The sequence below is a fragment of the Microbacterium sp. SORGH_AS_1204 genome (genome assembly GCF_030818935.1).
Lineage (GTDB): Bacteria > Actinomycetota > Actinomycetes > Actinomycetales > Microbacteriaceae > Microbacterium.
Genome location: NZ_JAUTBD010000001.1, coordinates 3,423,551 through 3,438,503 on the forward strand (window position 1 = coordinate 3,423,551; position 14,953 = coordinate 3,438,503).

A 14,953-nucleotide genomic window follows, 5' to 3' on the forward strand; every position below is an offset into this window, starting at 1 on the left:
AAAATCGCTCAGTAACAAAATGTTTACACGCAAAAATTTGCGCGGTCCTGATCGCTCGGTGCTATAAACGGTGCAACGCCCCCGGTCGTCACCGCAGAGAGGAGGGGCTCATGACGGTTGCATCCCGCCCCACCCCCCGCCTCCTGACGGCGGGACAGCTCTTCCTCGATCTGGTCTTCGCCGACCTGGCCGCAGCCCCGCGCCTCGGCGAGGAGCACTGGACCCCCGCGTTCGGCTGGGGGCCCGGCGGCATCGCCAACTACGCGATCGCCGCCGCCCGCCTCGGCGTCGACACGGTGCTCTGCGCCGACGCCGGCACCGACGCCCTCTCGCGCCTGGTGAGAGAGCGGATCACCGACGAGGGCATCGCCGACGGCATCCGCGAGGTCTCCGACTGGGCCCTGCCCGTCACCGCCGCGATGAACTACGACGGCGACCGCGCGCTCGTCACCGGCGGGCGCCCCGCCGCCCCGCTGGCCTCCCTGCTCGCCGACGCACCGGTCACCCCGGTGGCGGCCCTGCACATCGACGACTCGGTGTCGGAGTGGGTGCGCGAGCGCGCCGCCGCCGGCACGAAGGTCTTCGCCGATATCGGCTGGGACGCCGACGACAACTGGGATCCCGCAGCCCTCGACGTGCTCGACGGATGCCACGCCTTCCTGCCCAACGAAGCCGAGGCCCGCGCGTACACCCGCGCCGACGACGCCCGCGCGGCCGCCCGCGCTCTCGCCGAGCGCGTACCCCTGGCCGTGGTCACCCGCGGCGGCCACGGCGTGATCGCCGTCGACGCGGCGACCGGAACCGAGGTCGAGATCGGCGCCGTCGCCATCGACTTCGTCGACGCGACCGGCGCCGGCGACGTCTTCGGCGGCGCGCTGGCCGCCGCCGAGCTGACGACGTGGACGCTTCGCGAACGCGTCGAGTTCGCCACCCTCGTCGCGGCCATCACGGTGTCGCGTCCCGGCGGCGCGGCAGCCGCTCCCCGCCTCCACGAGCTGCTCCCCTGGCTCGACGCCCACCCGGCGGCCGCCGACCCGGCGCGCTTCGCCTTCCTCCGCGCCGCGCTGCACGACGGCGCATCGCCCTTCGCCGCCCCACCCCGCCCCACCCCGTCCTCACACCGCACCCGAATCTAGGAGTGAACCACCCATGATCACCCTCACCCCGCGCCACCGACGCGCGCTCGGCACCGTCGCCGTCGCCGCCGTCGCCGCCGTTTCCCTCTCGGCCTGCTCCGGCGGTGCCGGTGGTTCCTCCGACGGGCCCCTGACCCTGTGGACCTGGCCCGGCGGCATCGGCGAGAGCGTCGTGGACGCGGCCAAGACCGAGTTTCCCGACGCCAAGCTCGAGGTCACCACCATCGGCGACGACGTGAAGCAGAAGCTCGTCACCGTCTTCACCGGCCGAAGCGGCATCCCCTCGATCACCGGCATCAAGGGCGAGGACATGCCGTACTTCCTGCAGCAGGCCGACCTCTTCACCGACCTCAAGACCCTCGGCATCGACGACAAGCTCGCCGACTTCCCCGCCTGGAAGCTCGCCGAGGCCACGACCCCCGACGGCAAGCTCATCGGCCTTCCCACCGACATCGGCCCCACCGCGCTGTATTACCGCACCGACGTGCTGGCCGCCGCCGGGCTTCCGACCGATCCGGCCGCCGTCGCCGCGGCCACCAAGACCTGGGACGACTACTTCGCCTTCGGTGAGAAGCTCAAGGCCGCCACCGGCGCCTACCTCGAGGTGTCGATGGAAGACGTCTTCACGAAGGTCATGGGCCAGGGCGAGACGAAGATGGTGTCGCAGGACGGCGAGTTCCTCGGCGACAGCGCCCAGGTCAAGAAGGCCTGGGACACCGCGATCGAGGCCAATGAGCGCGGCCTCGTCGCCGGCATCCAGGACGGCAGCCCCGACTGGGCCGCCGCGGTGAACAATGGATCTCTGCCGACGCTCCTCGGCGCCGCGTGGTACCAGGGCGATATGAAGAGCAACGCGCCCGACACCTCCGGCAAGTGGAACGTCACCGCGATGCCCGGTGGCCCCGCGAACATCGGCGGCTCGTTCCTGACGATCCCGGCCTCGACGGGCAACACGGAAGAGGCGGTGAAGATCGTCGAATACCTCCTGGATGCCGAAAACCAGGCCACCACGTACACCGAAGTGGGCAACTTCCCGTCCTCGACCGCGGCACTGAGCCAGCCTGCGCTGCAGCAGCCCGACCCGTTCTTCGGCGGCCAGGTGACCACCGACGTCTTCAAGACGGCCTCCGAGAACATGCCGATCAGCTACACCAGCCCGATCGACAACGAGCTGCAGGCTCCCTTCATCACGGAGCTGACGAACGTGCAGTCGCAGGGCAAGGACCCGAAGCAGGCGTGGAACGACGCACTGGCCGCCGCCCAGCAGGTGTGGGAGCGCTCTAAGTGACATCCGCCACGCGCGTCATGACGGCCTCGGGGGTGCGCCCCAGCGCGCGCCCCCGGGGCCGGGGCCTCATCCGGCACTGGCCGATGTACGTGGCCATCGCCCCCTTCTTCCTGCTGTTCCTCGGCTTCGGCCTCTTCCCGACGGCCTACTCGCTCGTGCTGTCGTTCCAGGACTGGAACGGCCTGGGGGCGGCCAAGTGGACGGGCATCGACAACTACACGCGCCTGTTCACCGACCCGACGTTCTGGCTGTCGGTGCGCAACACGTTCGTGATCTTCGTGCTGTCGACATTCCCGATGCTCATCATCGCTGTGGCCGTCGCCGCGATGCTCAACAACGCCGTCCGCTTCAGCACCGCTTTCCGCATCGCCTACTTCGTGCCCAACATCACCTCGGTGGTGGCGATGGCCGTGCTGTTCGGCTCGATCTTCGGTGAGAACTTCGGTCTCGCCAACGCCGCCCTGCACTCACTGGGACTCCCCGGCGTGCAGTGGCTGTCGACGCCCTTCGGCATCCAATTGACGATCTCGATCCTCATCACGTACCAGTGGACCGGGTACAACGCGATCATCTTCCTCGCCGGCATGCAGTCCATCGGCGGCGAGGTCTACGAGGCCGCCAAGCTCGACGGCGCCGGCCCTATCCGCAGCTTCTTCTCGATCACGCTGCCGCTTCTGCGCCCCACGATCATCTTCGTGCTCGTCGTCTCGACCGTCACCGGCATGCAGAGCTTCACCGAGGCCCAGGTGCTCACGGCGAGTTCCAGCACCACCAACCCGAACAGCGGCGGAGCAGGTCAGGGCGGCCTGACGATGGTCCTGTACTTCTACCAGCAGGCCTTCAGCTACAACCGCTTCGGCTATGGCGCCGCGATCGCCTGGGGCGTGTTCCTCATCGTCGTGATCTTCACCATCATCAGCTGGCGCTTCACCGCCGGCAAGAAGGAAGACCAGGCCCGCGCATGACCGTCACCACGCCCCCGCCCGCCACGGTCACCGAGCACATCACCACCGCCGGTGTGCCCGTGCGCCGCCGCCGCAAGGCGACCCCCGGCCGCGTGCTGCTGTACGGCGTGCTCACCGCCGGCGCGGTCGTCTCGCTCTTCCCGCTGTACTGGCTGGTCGTCATGGCCAGCAACTCCACGAGCGACATCTACACGACCCCGCCGACCTTCGTCCCCGGCCCGCGCCTCTTCGACAACATCGGCGCGGTCTTCTCGCGCATCGACTTCGCGGGCTCGCTGCTGAACACGGTCATCGTGGCCTGCAGCGTGACGTTCCTGGTGCTGCTGTTCGACTCGCTCGCCGCCTTCGCGTTCGCGAAGTTCGAGTTTCCGCTGCGCCGGACGCTCTTCACGATCACTCTCGTGACCTTCATGCTGCCGATGCAGCTGGCCGTCATCCCGCAGTTCATCACCATGACCAACCTCGGCTGGGTGGGCCAGCTGCAGGCGCTCATCGTGCCCGCCGCGGCCAACGCGTTCGGCATCTTCTGGCTGCGGCAGTACATGGTGGCATCCATCCCCGACGAGCTCATGGATGCCTCGGTGCTCGACGGTGCGGGCTTCTTCCGCCAGTGGTTCACGGTGTGTCTGCCGCTGATCCGTCCGGGCTTGGGCTTCCTCGGCATCTTCACCTTCATCGCCGCGTGGAACGACTACCTGTGGCCGTTGGTCGTGCTGACCAACCCCAACCAGGTGACGCTGCAGGTGGCGATGGCGCAGCTGAACACCGCGTTCGGTCAGGACTACGGCATGGTCATGGCCGGCGCTCTGCTCGCCGTGCTGCCGCTGCTCATCGTCTTCCTCATCGGTGCCCGCCAGTTCATCGGCGACATCGCCAAGGGCGCGATCAAGTGAGCGTGATCGTTCCTCCCGCCCTGGTTCCGGTCTCCCCGACCACACGCGTGATCTCCTGCGCGGCCGACGAGATCGGCGAGGTCGCCGCCGCGATCGTCGCGACCGTCCCGTCCGATGGCGTGCTCGGGGTGGCGACCGGCTCCTCCCCGCTCGCGCTGTACGCGGCGCTGATCCGTCGCCGCGCCGAGGGCCTGCGCACCGAGGGGCTGCGCCTGCTCGCCCTCGACGAGTACGTCGGGCTCGCCGCATCCGATCCCCGCTCGTACGCGGCGTACGTGCGCTCGGTGATCGCCGAGCCGCTCGGCATCCCGGCCCACAACGTCCGCGTGCCGAGCGGCTCGACCGCCGCCGACGGCGCGGCGTACGAGCGCGCCATCGCCGAAGCCGGCGGCGTCGACGTGCAGATCGTCGGCATCGGACGCAACGGCCACATCGGCTTCAACGAGCCGGGTTCGGATGCCGAGACCCGCACGCGCGTGGTCGAGCTCGACGAGAGCACGCGCCGCGCCAACGCCGAGCATTTCGGCGGCGACCTCTCCCTGGTGCCGACCCACGCGATGACCCAGGGCGTCGCAACGATCCTCTCGGCCCGGCGGATCGTGCTCGTGGCCGCCGGCTCCACGAAGGCGGCCGCCCTGCGCGCAGCCCTGACCGGCCCCGTCACCGCCGACAACCCCGCCTCCTTTCTGCAACGGCATCCCGACGTCACCGTCGTCGCCGACCCCGACGCCCTCCGAGAGGACCGATGACACACCTCGGCGATCCCACCCCCGGATCCGACACCCGCCTCCCCCCGCGTGCCTGGCTGCGATCCGACGCCCCGGTCCAGAGCCTCGACGGCGACTGGGCCTTTCTTCTGCACGACGCCGACCCGGGCGACGACCTCGACGGACCGCCCCCGTTCGCGGCCGTCGACGCCGACGTCACGGGGTGGGACCGCATCCCCGTGCCCTCGCACTGGGGCCTCTACGGGCACGGGCACCCCACGTACACGAACATCCGGTACCCCTTCCCGCTCGACCCCCCGCACGTACCCGACGCCAACCCCACCGGCGACCACCGGCGCACCTTCGACTGGCATCCCTCTTTCTGCCCGGGCGGACGCACGCTCCTGCGCTTCGAGGGCGTCGAGTCGCTCGCCACGGTGTGGCTGAACGGCACCGAGATCGGCTGGTTCACGGGCAGTCGGCTCATGACCGAGTTCGACGTGACCGACCACCTTGTCGACGGCGAGAACGTGCTCGCCGTGCGCGTGCACCAGTGGTCGGCGGCGAGCTACCTCGAAGACCAGGACCAGTGGTGGCTGCCCGGCATCTTCCGCAGTGTCTCGCTGCAGGGCCGGCCCCTGAACGGCCTCGACGACGTCTTCGTACGCGGCGACCGCGACCCCGCGACCGGCGTCGGAACCCTCGACGTGCGCCCCCGCGGCGGCTGGCCCGTGACCGTGACGGTGCCGGAGCTCGGCATCCGTGAGACGTGGGCCTCGGAGGGGGCCCCGGCCCCGCTCGCGATCGGTGCGGTCGACGCCTGGACGGCCGAGACGCCCCGCCTCTACGACGTCGAGGTGTCGACGGATGCCGAGACCGTGCGCCTGCGCGTCGGCTTCCGCCGCATCGAGATCGTCGGCGACCGGCTGCTCGCCGACGGCCGCCCCCTCATCTTCCGCGGCGTGAACCGCCACGAGACCGACCCCGACCGCGGCCGGGTGTTCGACGAGGACTACGTGCGCGGCGAGCTCGAGCTCATGCGGCGGCACAACATCACCGCGATCCGCACCGCGCACCAGCCCCCGCACCCGCGGGTGCTGGAACTGGCCGACGAGATCGGCTTCTGGGTCGTGCTGGAATGCGACCTCGAGACCCATGGGTTCTGGGACGTCGAGTGGACGGGCAACCCCGCCGACGACCCCGCCTGGCGCGACGCGTGCCTCGACCGCGTCCGCCGCACGGTCGAGCGCGACAAGAACCACGCGAGCGTGGTGATGTGGTCGCTCGGCAACGAGTCGGGCACCGGTCGCAACCTCGCCGAGATGGCCGGGTGGATCCGCGAGCGCGACGACTCTCGCCCCATCCACTACGAGGGCGACTACGGCGGGGCGTACACCGACGTGTACTCGCGCATGTACCCCACGATGGAAGAGATCGCCTCCGTGTGCGGCGATCAGACCATGGCCGTGCACGAGATCGGCCCCGCCGAGGGCGCACGCCAGCGGGCGAAGCCCTTCGTGCTGTGCGAGTTCGCGCACGCGATGGGAAACGGCCCCGGCTCGCTCGCCGACTACGAGCGGATGGTGGAGCAGTACCCCCGCCTGCACGGCGGGTTCGTGTGGGAGTGGCGCGACCACGGCATCCGCACCCGCACCGCCGACGGCACCGAGTTCTTCGCCTACGGCGGCGACTTCGGCGAGCCGGTGCACGACGGCGTCTACCTGATGGACGGCCTCGTGCTCTCGGACGGCACCCCCTCGCCCGGCCTCGGCGAACTCGCCGCGGTGTGGGCCCCGGTGACGCTCGAACGCGTCGGCGGGCGCGGCTGGCGCGTACGCAACCGGCAGCATTCCCTCTGCACCGATCACCTCGACCTGCGCTGGCGAGTCGAAGACGACGGCATCCGGGTCGCCGACGGCGTGCTCCCTGCGCCGATCCTGTCGCCCGGTGCCGAGACGGTGATCGAGCTGCCCGCGGCGGGGATCCCGGATGCCACCGGCGAGCGCTGGATCACGCTCGAGGCCGTGTGGCGCGACGCTCCGGCGTGGGGTGCAGCGGGGCACGTCGTCTCGCGCGCGCAAGCGCAGGTGAACGCCGTTCCCCCGCGCGCCGCGCGAGCGGCCGTGGGCGGTTGGCGCGGCGACGCGCTGGGCGATGCGGTGTTCGACCGCCGCGGCGGCCTCGTGCGCTGGCGCGACCTCGAGGTGTCGGGGCCGCTGCCGGAGCTGTGGCGCGCACCCACCGAGAACGACCAGCTCGACGGCCAGGGCTCGTACGAGACGGCCGACCCGGCACTGACGAACGGACGCGGCGACGAGAGCACCCCGGCGTCGTCGGTGCGGTGGCTCGAGCGCGGCCTCGACCGCCTGCAGCACCGCGTGCTGTCGGTGGAGCGCACCGAGCAGGGGCTCGTGAAGCGCGTGCGGTCGATGGCCGCGCACAGCGCCCAGGGCATCGAGACGACGTTCGCGTGGCGCCTCGACGGCGACGGCCTGCGGTTGCACACCGACATCCGCCCGTTCGGCCCGTGGGATTGCACGTGGCCGCGCGTCGGCGCACGGATCGGTCTGCCCGGTGCCCTCGCCGACGAGCGGGCGCGGTGGTTCGGCACGGGGCCGGCGGAGTCGTACAGCGACAGCGCCGAGGCCGCGTACGTCGGCCGCTTCGAGGCCGCCGTCGACGAGCTCGGCGTCGCCTACGGTCGCCCACAAGAGACCGGGCACCGCCCCGGTCTTCGCGCCCTCGACCTCGGCCCGCTGCACCTGCGCGCCGTCGCCTCGGGCTCGACCGGGCTCCCCGGCTTCCAGCTCGACCGTCACACCGCGCAAGAGCGCACCGGCGTCGCGCACGCGCATGAGCTGCCGCCGTCGCAGGGACTGTGGCTGTACCTCGACTCCTCCCAGCACGGCCTGGGCTCGCGCGCATGCGGCCCCGACGTGCTGCCCCGCCACGCCCTGTGGCCGCGCGCGGTGTCGTGGACGGTGGTGTTCGAGTAAGCGGGGCGCGGAGCGCATAATCGATGGCCCCGTTTTTATGAGATAGTGCCCTAAGTCAGAAAAACGGGGCGGCCTCTTATGAGTTCTGAACAGCAGCCGACACCTGTGGACGCCGCCGCTGAAAACGAGCGGACGGCGTCCCCCAACGTTGGCCCAGCAGGCCAGCAGCGGGACACTCCCTGGCCGCCCGTCGCCCATGAAACGCGAGGATGGGTGCCGGCCGCGGCCGTCGGCATCCGCGCTGCGCGCGCGGGTTATGCCCGTGTCGATTACGAAGCATCCGTGCCCCCGTCGATCGCCTCCCTGCATCCTGTACTCATGCCCCACATCGCCGCAGAGGCGGAGGAAGCCGCGGCTGAACTGACGCGGTTCGACGCCGAACTCGGCAGCCGGGTCGCCGGTTTCGCACCCGTTCTCTTGCGGTCGGAGGCCGCGTCCTCGTCGCAGATCGAGAATCTCACCGCATCCGCCCGTGCGATCTTCTCCGCCGAGCTCGGTGCGAAGGGATCACGGAACGCTGAGCTGGTCACCGCGAACACCCGCTCGCTGCAGGCGGCTCTCGAGCTCGCCGAGCAGATCACGCCCGACAGCATCGCGTCGATGCACCGCGTGTTGATGGAGTCGCAGCCACGGCACACCCCCGGCGAATATCGGACGGAACAGGTGTGGATCGGCGCCCGGAGCGACTCACCCGTCGACGCCGAGTTCGTCCCTCCACACCACGAACGCGTCGCGGATCTCGTCGAAGACGTCACTCGTTTCGCCGCCCGTTGGGATGTGCCGTCGCTCACCTCCGTCGCGATCGCCCACGCACAGTTCGAGACGATCCACCCGTACACCGATGGCAACGGCCGAACGGGGCGAGCCCTGGCGCAGTCGATGCTCCGATACCGGGGCGTCACGACGAACGTCGCGATCCCCGTGTCCGCGGGCCTCCTGGCCGACGTCGACGGGTACCACGCCGCGCTGACCGCCTACCGCCGGGGAGACCCGAACCCGATTGTGCGGGCCTTCGCATCCGCAGCCTTTCGCGCCGTCGCCAACAGTCGTGAACTCGTCTCCGCCATCGACGAGATCCGCGCCACGTGGGCCGATCGACTGACCGTCCGTCGCGACTCCAGTGCCTGGCGACTGCTCGACGTTTTCACGCACCAACCTGTGCTCGACTCCGCGACCGCCGCTGCGGAACTCGGAGTCTCGCAGCCGAACGTGTACCCGCCGCTGAGGGCGCTCGTCGACGCGGGAATCGTCCGCTCCAAGGCGGAGCACAAGCTCGGACCGTTCTGGCGCAGCGAGGAGATCCTGGACGCCATCGACGCGTTCGCGGCAAGGGCGGGGCGCCGTCAGCGCAACTGACTCGCCGTGACGACGCCCGCGTCGTGGGCTCGTTGCCCAGCGCTCAGACCTCGACGCCTTCCCCCGCGAACGCCGGCCCCACGTACCGCGCCGAGGGGCGGATGATTTTCGCGTCGCGCGCCTGTTCGAGCACGTGCGCCGTCCAGCCGATCGTGCGCGCCAGCGCGAAGGTCGGCGTGAACATCTCACGCGGGACGCCGCACTGCTCCATCACGACGGCGGCGTAAAACTCGACGTTCGCGTGCAGCGGCCGCTCCGGTCGACGCTCCGCGAGCTGGCGTTCGGCGTCGGCCTGGAACGCCAGCGCCTGCGTCACACGTGACCCGCCGAGACCGCGGGCGACCTCGCGCAGGAGCTCCGACCGCGGATCGGCCGTGCGATACACCGCGTGCCCGAACCCCATGAGTCGTCTCCCCGCCGCCAGTTGGCCGGCGATCCACGCCTCGGGGTCGTCGCCCGCCCGGTCGAGGCTGTCGAGGGCGCGCGCCGGGGCTCCGCCGTGCAACGGCCCTGACAGCGCTCCGAGCGCGCCGGTCAGGCAGGATGCCATGTCGGCCCCCGTCGACGCGATGACCCGCGCCGTGAACGTCGAGGCGTTGAAGCCGTGGTCCATCGCCGCGATGAGGTAGGCCGACAGCGCGTGCACGTGGGCGGCATCCGGGGTGCGGCCCGTCACCGCCTCGAGGTAGTCCGCGACGACGCCGCCGCCGGTCGCCGCCGCGCCGGCGAGGGCAATCGGTGTGACCGCCGCGAAACGGATCGCCTCCTCGAGCCTCTGCGCCTCATCGAGGTCGTAGAGCGCCGACGAGCCGCGCATGGATGCCGCGAGGGTCCACACCGCGCGCAGGGCCACGAGCGGTTGGTCGGTGCGCGCCCCGACCGCGGCGATGAGTTCCGGCATCCGCGGGTCGGACTGTGCGGCGGCGATGCGCTCCGCGAAGGCCGCGCTGCGCGCGGCATCGGGCAGGCCGCCGACCACGAGCAGGTGCCAGACGTCTTCGAACGAACGGGTGCGAGCCAGCTCGACCGCCGACCAGCCGCGGTACTGGTACCAGCCGGCCTCGCCGTTCACGTCGCTGATGGTCGTCTCGGCCGCGACGACGCCGTTGAGGCCGCGGGGCACATCGATGAGATCGTTCATGCGCTCAGTGTGGAAACATGACGACGACGGCGTCAACGTTGATCGGATCAAGATGACCGCGCCTCTTCCCCGCCTTTCGGCCGCACAGGTCGCCGCCCGCCTCGGCGTCAAACCCGAGACCGTGTACGCCTACGTCTCGCGCGGGTTGCTCACCCGCGAACGCCACGCGAACGGCTCGACGTTCGACGCGCTCGAAGTCGAGGCGTTCGCGGCGAGCCGCCGGCGCACGGCGACACGCGCTCCCGCCCACCCCACCACCGGGATGCCGCTGGCCGTCGTGCAGACCGACATCGCCGACATCGAAGACGACGAGCTGCTGTACCGCGGCCGCCGGGCGCGCGACATGATCGACCGTCCGTTCGCCGAGGTCGTCGCGTGGCTGTGGGATGCCGAGCGCACCGATGCGCCCGACCCGGCCATCGGCAGCGCGCGCGAGATGGTGGCCGCCCTGCCTCCGCACGCGGGGGCCATGGACCGCCTGCGTGCGGCCCTCACCGGGTTGGCCGCCGACGACCCCCTGCGGCAGGACCCGTCACCCGCCACTCTGCACCGCATCGGGTGGACGCTGCTCACGGGCCTTCCCGTCGCCCTGGGCGGCGACCCGCACCCCGACATCGCGCGGTCGCTGACCAGCGCCTGGGGCACGTCGGCATCGGCGGACGCCGCCGTCAACGCCGCCCTCGTCCTGCTCATCGATCACGATCTCGCCGTGTCGACGTTCGCCGCTCGTGTCGCCGCCTCCGCCCGCGCCGACGGCTACGCCGCTGTCAGCGCCGCCCTGGGCGCTGCCGACTCCCCCCTGCACATCTCCGCCGCGACGCGCACCGCCCGCCTGCTCATCCGCGTGCGCCGGGGTCTCGAACCCGAGCGGGCTCTGGCCGAAGCGCTGCAGGACGGAAACGGCATCCCGGGCTTCGGGCACCCGCTCTACGCGGGCGTCGACGATCGGGCCGACGCGCTCTTCCCGCTTCTCGCGGATCTCCCCGATGGGAAGGGGACGATGGATGCCGTGCACCGCCTCGCCGACGTGGTGGCGGGCCGCACCCGGCTACGGCCCAACGTCGACCTCGCGCTGGCGGCGTTGGCATCCGGAGCTCGTCTGCCGGATGACGCGGCGAGCACGATCTTCGGCGTGGGCCGCATCGCCGGGTGGATCGCGCACATCGCCGCGGAGTACGAGGAGCCGGCGATGCGACTTCGACCCCGGGGTGAATACGTGGGACGGTAGTCACCTCCTAGCCAGGTCGATGGCTAGGATGCCGCCATGATGTACAACGTCCTCGAGGCGAGGAACAACCTGTCGAAGCTGATCGCCGACGTCGAGTCGGGGATCGAGGTCACCATCGCCCGGCGCGGTGTGCCGGTGGCACGTATCGTTCCGATGGATTACGCACCGGAGCGACCGCGAAACGCGTTCGCAGCCTGGCTGCGTGAGCACCCGCTCACGCCCGAACGCGCGCGACCCGTCGAGGACATCGACGCGATCGTCGCCGAGAATCGAGCCGCCGGGGCGTGATCTATGTCGACAGTTGCCTCATCATCTACGCGGTCGAGCGTGACGACGCCCTCGGCGAGAGGGCGCGCGCGGTGCTCTCGTCGGCGGAGCTCCCGCTCGCTCTGAGCCCGCTCGTCATGCTCGAGTCGCTGGTGAGACCGATGAGAGACGGCGACGCGCAGGCGCAGCTGACCATGTGGAGTGCGTTCGATGCTTTCGAACTGCTGCCGGTCGAGCCCGACACGTTCCTCGACGCGGCGATGCTGCGTGCACGCTATCGAGGCCTGCAGACCGCGGACGCCCTGCATCTGGCCGTCGCCCGACGGACCGGGTGCACGGCGTTCTGGACGAACGACTCTCGCCTGGAGGCCGCGGCGCCCGGGCTCGCGATCGACGTGATCGGGGCACCGAGCTGACCGGCGCACGGGTGGGCAACCGCACACGGTGAGCGGACCGGGTCAAGAGACCCCGACCAGCGTCAGCACGCTCCGCAGTCCTTCCGGCGTCCCCGGCCAGTGTCGCTCGATCGCTGGCATCCCGGCATGCCGGATGGCGAAGCGCAGCGCGACGGCGACGACGATGGCGTCATCGGCGTATCCGATGACGGGCAGGAAGTCGGGGACGATGTCGATCGGCGAGAGCAGGTAGACGAGGAGGCCCGCGAGCCACCACCGGGTCCCCCTCGGCACTGTCGGGTCGACCACCAACCGCCGGATCAGGCGCACCACATCGGGTGCGAGCCGCAGCAGGTCCCGCCAGTTCACCGAGGCACCCGCTCGTCGCTGCTGCCACCACAGCACCGCGATCAGCGCGACCCACAGCGCGGCGACACCGGCCAATACGCAGGCGACGACGACGAGCCACTCAGGCACGGGTGATCAGCGGTTCTGCCACCCGCGGGCCATCTCGACCACCGCGGCGACCGCGGCCTCGGTGTCGGCGGGTGAACCGCCCGCCCGACCGGCGACGAGTCCCGCAACGAACGCGCTGAGCGGGGCCGCGGGGCGCGCCACACCGTTCGCGACGTCGCGTGCGAGGTCGAGCACCAGCGAGATGGGGATGTCGCCATCGGCCAAGCCGAAACGCTCGGCGAGCGCGGCGCTCCACTCGTTGAGCGCTTCGGGCGGCAGGGTGCGGGATTCGGTCATGGCTCCTCCTCGGGCTCTCCGCAGATCGTCCCACGTGTCGATGTCGTGCGTCAGCCCGGGGTCGACCGCCACGGGCAGCACGGTCAGCCGACCGAGCAGGGCCCGCATCGACGCGTCGCGCCCGCGGTCGGGAAGGGTGGATGCCGCTGCCCGCAGCGCCGCGGTGCGGTAGCGGCCGATGAGCCACTGCGGCCGGCCGTCGGCGAGGCACGCGCCGTCGGCATCGGCCGGGAGCGGGTCGGACAGCAGCGCCACCGCCGCGTCGACGGTCGGCAGGTCGCAGGCGACGAGGTAGACCTCGTCGGCATCCACGTCGTCGAGAGCGGCGACGATGGCGGCGACCGGCCCGCCGAAGGGCGGGTCTTCGCGAACCCACCGCACGTCGAGTCCCTCGGCGAGCACGGGCGCCGCGACGACGACGCGCTCCGCGCCGCCCGCCCGCACCGCGCCGACCGCGGACGCCAGCAGCGTCGACCCGTTCACCTCGAACAGCGGCTTGATCGCGCCGCCGACGCGCGTCCCGCGGCCCCCGGCCAGCAGGATCGCGTCGACGCTCACCACCGGGTCACCGTGACTTCATCGCCCTCGACGAGGTCGTGCTCGCCCGGCGGGATGACGGCGAGCCCGTCGGCCTCGCCCAACCCGCGCGTGCCGTGCGCGGTCGGCGTGGCGGTCCAGCGGGCGGGATCGCTGCGGTCGAGGTGCACCGGCACGTACTGCACCCTGTCGGGCCGCGCGCGACGACCGGCGGCGAGCGCGACGCGCATCGTCTCGCGGCCCAGGTCGGCGTCGCCCTCGAGGGCGCGCAGTGCCGGCCGCACGAAGAGCTCGAAAGACACGGCGGCGCTCACGGGGTTGCCGGGGAGGCCGAAGAGCAGGATGCCACCGGCCGTGCGGCCGAAACCCTGCGGCTTGCCCGGCTGCATGCACACGCGGTCGAAGCGCATGACGTCGCCGAGCGTGTTCTTGACGACCTCGTACGCCCCCGCGCTGACGCCGCCCGAGAACACGACGACGTCGGCGCCCGCCGCTTCGGCGGCGGCGATCGCCTGGCGCGGGCCGTCACCGTCGTCGCCGACGCTCGTGCGCAGCACGACCTCGGCCCCGGCCTCTTCGGCGAGTCCCGCCAGCAGCACGCTGTTCGACTCGGGGATCTGGCCGCGCCGCAGCCCGGAGCCCGGAGCGACGAGTTCGGAGCCGGTCGAGACGACGGTGATCCGGGGGGCGCGCGAGACCGAGACGGTGCCGATGCCGGATGCCGCGATCGCGCCGATCCTCATCGCGGTCAGCCGGCCGCCGGCGTCGACGACGAGCTTGCCCGCGCGCACGTCGGAGCCGCGACGGCGGATGTGCGCGCCGGGCCCGCGCGGCGCGGCGAGGACCGAGACCGGATCGAGACCGCCGGCGAGACCCCGTTCGGTGTCTTCGAAGGGCACGACCGCGGTGGCATCGGTCGGCACGGGCGCCCCGGTCATGATGCGTGCGGCATCACCGGCATCCATGCGCGGGTCGAGATCGGTGCCGGCGGGCAGGTCGGCGATCACGCGCAGGGTGGCGGGCGCGGTGAGGTCGCGCACCGCGAAGCCGTCCATGGCGGAACAGTCGAAGGCCGGCACATCGACTCCCGCGAACACCGGATGCCGCAGCACCCGCCCGCGTGCCGCGGCGACGTCGCGCTGCTCGGCGGCGAACGGCACGACGGCGTCGAGAACCGCGGCGAGGTGGTCGGCGACGCCGATCACGCGGTGCTCCGGGCGGGGGTGGCGTGCATGGCTCCAGCGTAGGCCGGGGCACCGACATCGCCCGCGGATGTTCCGAGTGGGTCAGG

The 14,953-nt window shown here is 71.4% G+C and carries 14 protein-coding genes; 10 read left to right on the plus strand and 4 right to left on the minus strand.

Going from position 1 to position 14,953, the window contains the following annotated elements:
* Window positions 1-110 precede the first annotated feature (110 nt).
* From QE410_RS15765 to QE410_RS15795, 7 genes are all read left to right on the plus strand, one after another.
* Complete coding sequence (locus tag QE410_RS15765) at window positions 111-1,136, plus strand: PfkB family carbohydrate kinase (RefSeq protein WP_307333741.1); 1,026 nt, start codon at window positions 111-113, stop codon at window positions 1,134-1,136.
* Between the two features lie 13 nt (window positions 1,137-1,149).
* Complete coding sequence (locus tag QE410_RS15770; RefSeq protein WP_307333743.1) at window positions 1,150-2,424, plus strand: extracellular solute-binding protein; 1,275 nt, start codon at window positions 1,150-1,152, stop codon at window positions 2,422-2,424.
* Entirely contained in the window at window positions 2,421-3,389 is a 969-nt protein-coding gene (locus QE410_RS15775) for a carbohydrate ABC transporter permease (RefSeq protein ID WP_307333745.1), read from the plus strand. The genes QE410_RS15770 and QE410_RS15775 overlap by 4 nt, the downstream gene beginning before the upstream one ends.
* Window positions 3,386-4,282, plus strand: a complete 897-nt coding sequence (locus QE410_RS15780; RefSeq protein ID WP_307333747.1) for a carbohydrate ABC transporter permease — start codon at window positions 3,386-3,388, stop codon at window positions 4,280-4,282. The genes QE410_RS15775 and QE410_RS15780 overlap by 4 nt, the downstream gene beginning before the upstream one ends.
* Before the next feature lie 2 nt (window positions 4,283-4,284).
* Window positions 4,285-5,031 (plus strand): glucosamine-6-phosphate deaminase, encoded by a 747-nt coding sequence (locus QE410_RS15785; protein WP_307333749.1) that lies wholly within the window; start codon window positions 4,285-4,287, stop codon window positions 5,029-5,031.
* Complete coding sequence (locus QE410_RS15790; RefSeq protein ID WP_307333751.1) at window positions 5,028-7,985, plus strand: glycoside hydrolase family 2 TIM barrel-domain containing protein; 2,958 nt, start codon at window positions 5,028-5,030, stop codon at window positions 7,983-7,985. Before QE410_RS15785 ends, QE410_RS15790 begins: the two co-directional genes overlap by 4 nt.
* A 318-nt stretch (window positions 7,986-8,303) precedes the next feature.
* Window positions 8,304-9,341 carry a Fic family protein gene (locus QE410_RS15795; protein WP_307333753.1) on the plus strand — a complete coding sequence of 346 codons (1,038 nt, stop codon included), beginning with the start codon at window positions 8,304-8,306 and terminating at the stop codon, window positions 9,339-9,341.
* Between the two features lie 43 nt (window positions 9,342-9,384).
* On the opposite strand, the gene QE410_RS15800 is transcribed toward QE410_RS15795, so the two are convergent.
* Window positions 9,385-10,482, minus strand: coding sequence for a citrate synthase (locus QE410_RS15800; RefSeq protein WP_307333755.1), 1,098 nt, complete (start codon window positions 10,480-10,482; stop codon window positions 9,385-9,387).
* A 52-nt stretch (window positions 10,483-10,534) separates the two neighbouring features.
* Between QE410_RS15800 and QE410_RS15805 the strand changes: the two genes are divergently transcribed.
* Genes QE410_RS15805 through QE410_RS15815 form a run of 3 tightly spaced genes read left to right on the plus strand, consistent with a single transcriptional unit; the run spans window position 10,535 to window position 12,393 of the window.
* Window positions 10,535-11,710: a citrate synthase gene (locus QE410_RS15805; RefSeq protein WP_307333757.1), complete on the plus strand. Its 1,176-nt coding sequence runs from the start codon at window positions 10,535-10,537 to the stop codon at window positions 11,708-11,710.
* Window positions 11,711-11,746: 36 nt separating this feature from the next.
* Complete coding sequence (locus QE410_RS15810; RefSeq protein WP_058230591.1) at window positions 11,747-11,998, plus strand: type II toxin-antitoxin system Phd/YefM family antitoxin; 252 nt, start codon at window positions 11,747-11,749, stop codon at window positions 11,996-11,998.
* Entirely contained in the window at window positions 11,995-12,393 is a 399-nt protein-coding gene (locus QE410_RS15815) for a type II toxin-antitoxin system VapC family toxin (RefSeq protein WP_251538697.1), read from the plus strand. The genes QE410_RS15810 and QE410_RS15815 overlap by 4 nt, the downstream gene beginning before the upstream one ends.
* Before the next feature lie 42 nt (window positions 12,394-12,435).
* Here QE410_RS15815 and QE410_RS15820 read toward each other — a convergent pair whose 3' ends face one another.
* Genes QE410_RS15820 through glp form a run of 3 tightly spaced genes read right to left on the minus strand, consistent with a single transcriptional unit; the run spans window position 12,436 to window position 14,867 of the window.
* The gene (locus QE410_RS15820) at window positions 12,436-12,849 is read right to left on the minus strand and encodes a YkvA family protein (RefSeq protein ID WP_307333760.1); all 414 of its coding nucleotides are present in this window, start codon (window positions 12,847-12,849) and stop codon (window positions 12,436-12,438) included.
* 6 nt (window positions 12,850-12,855) lie between these two features.
* A complete protein-coding gene (locus QE410_RS15825) occupies window positions 12,856-13,686 on the minus strand; it encodes an NTP transferase domain-containing protein (protein WP_307333762.1) in 831 nt (276 codons plus the stop codon).
* Window positions 13,680-14,867, minus strand: a complete 1,188-nt coding sequence (gene glp, locus QE410_RS15830) for a gephyrin-like molybdotransferase Glp (RefSeq protein WP_307333764.1) — start codon at window positions 14,865-14,867, stop codon at window positions 13,680-13,682. The genes QE410_RS15825 and glp overlap by 7 nt, the downstream gene beginning before the upstream one ends.
* Between the last annotated feature and the right edge of the window lie 86 nt (window positions 14,868-14,953).

What these genes read in the sequence shown, in the direction of transcription:
- QE410_RS15765 (WP_307333741.1), top strand. Translation starts at nt 111, where the DNA reads ATGACGGTTGCATCCCGCCCCACCCCCCGCCTCCTGACGGCGGGACAG.
- QE410_RS15770 (WP_307333743.1), top strand. Translation starts at nt 1,150, where the DNA reads ATGATCACCCTCACCCCGCGCCACCGACGCGCGCTCGGCACCGTCGCC.
- QE410_RS15780 (WP_307333747.1), top strand. Translation starts at nt 3,386, where the DNA reads ATGACCGTCACCACGCCCCCGCCCGCCACGGTCACCGAGCACATCACC.
- QE410_RS15790 (WP_307333751.1), top strand. Translation starts at nt 5,028, where the DNA reads ATGACACACCTCGGCGATCCCACCCCCGGATCCGACACCCGCCTCCCC.
- QE410_RS15795 (WP_307333753.1), top strand. Translation starts at nt 8,304, where the DNA reads ATGCCCCACATCGCCGCAGAGGCGGAGGAAGCCGCGGCTGAACTGACG.
- QE410_RS15800 (WP_307333755.1), bottom strand. Translation starts at nt 10,482, where the DNA reads ATGAACGATCTCATCGATGTGCCCCGCGGCCTCAACGGCGTCGTCGCG.
- QE410_RS15805 (WP_307333757.1), top strand. Translation starts at nt 10,535, where the DNA reads ATGACCGCGCCTCTTCCCCGCCTTTCGGCCGCACAGGTCGCCGCCCGC.
- QE410_RS15810 (WP_058230591.1), top strand. Translation starts at nt 11,747, where the DNA reads ATGATGTACAACGTCCTCGAGGCGAGGAACAACCTGTCGAAGCTGATC.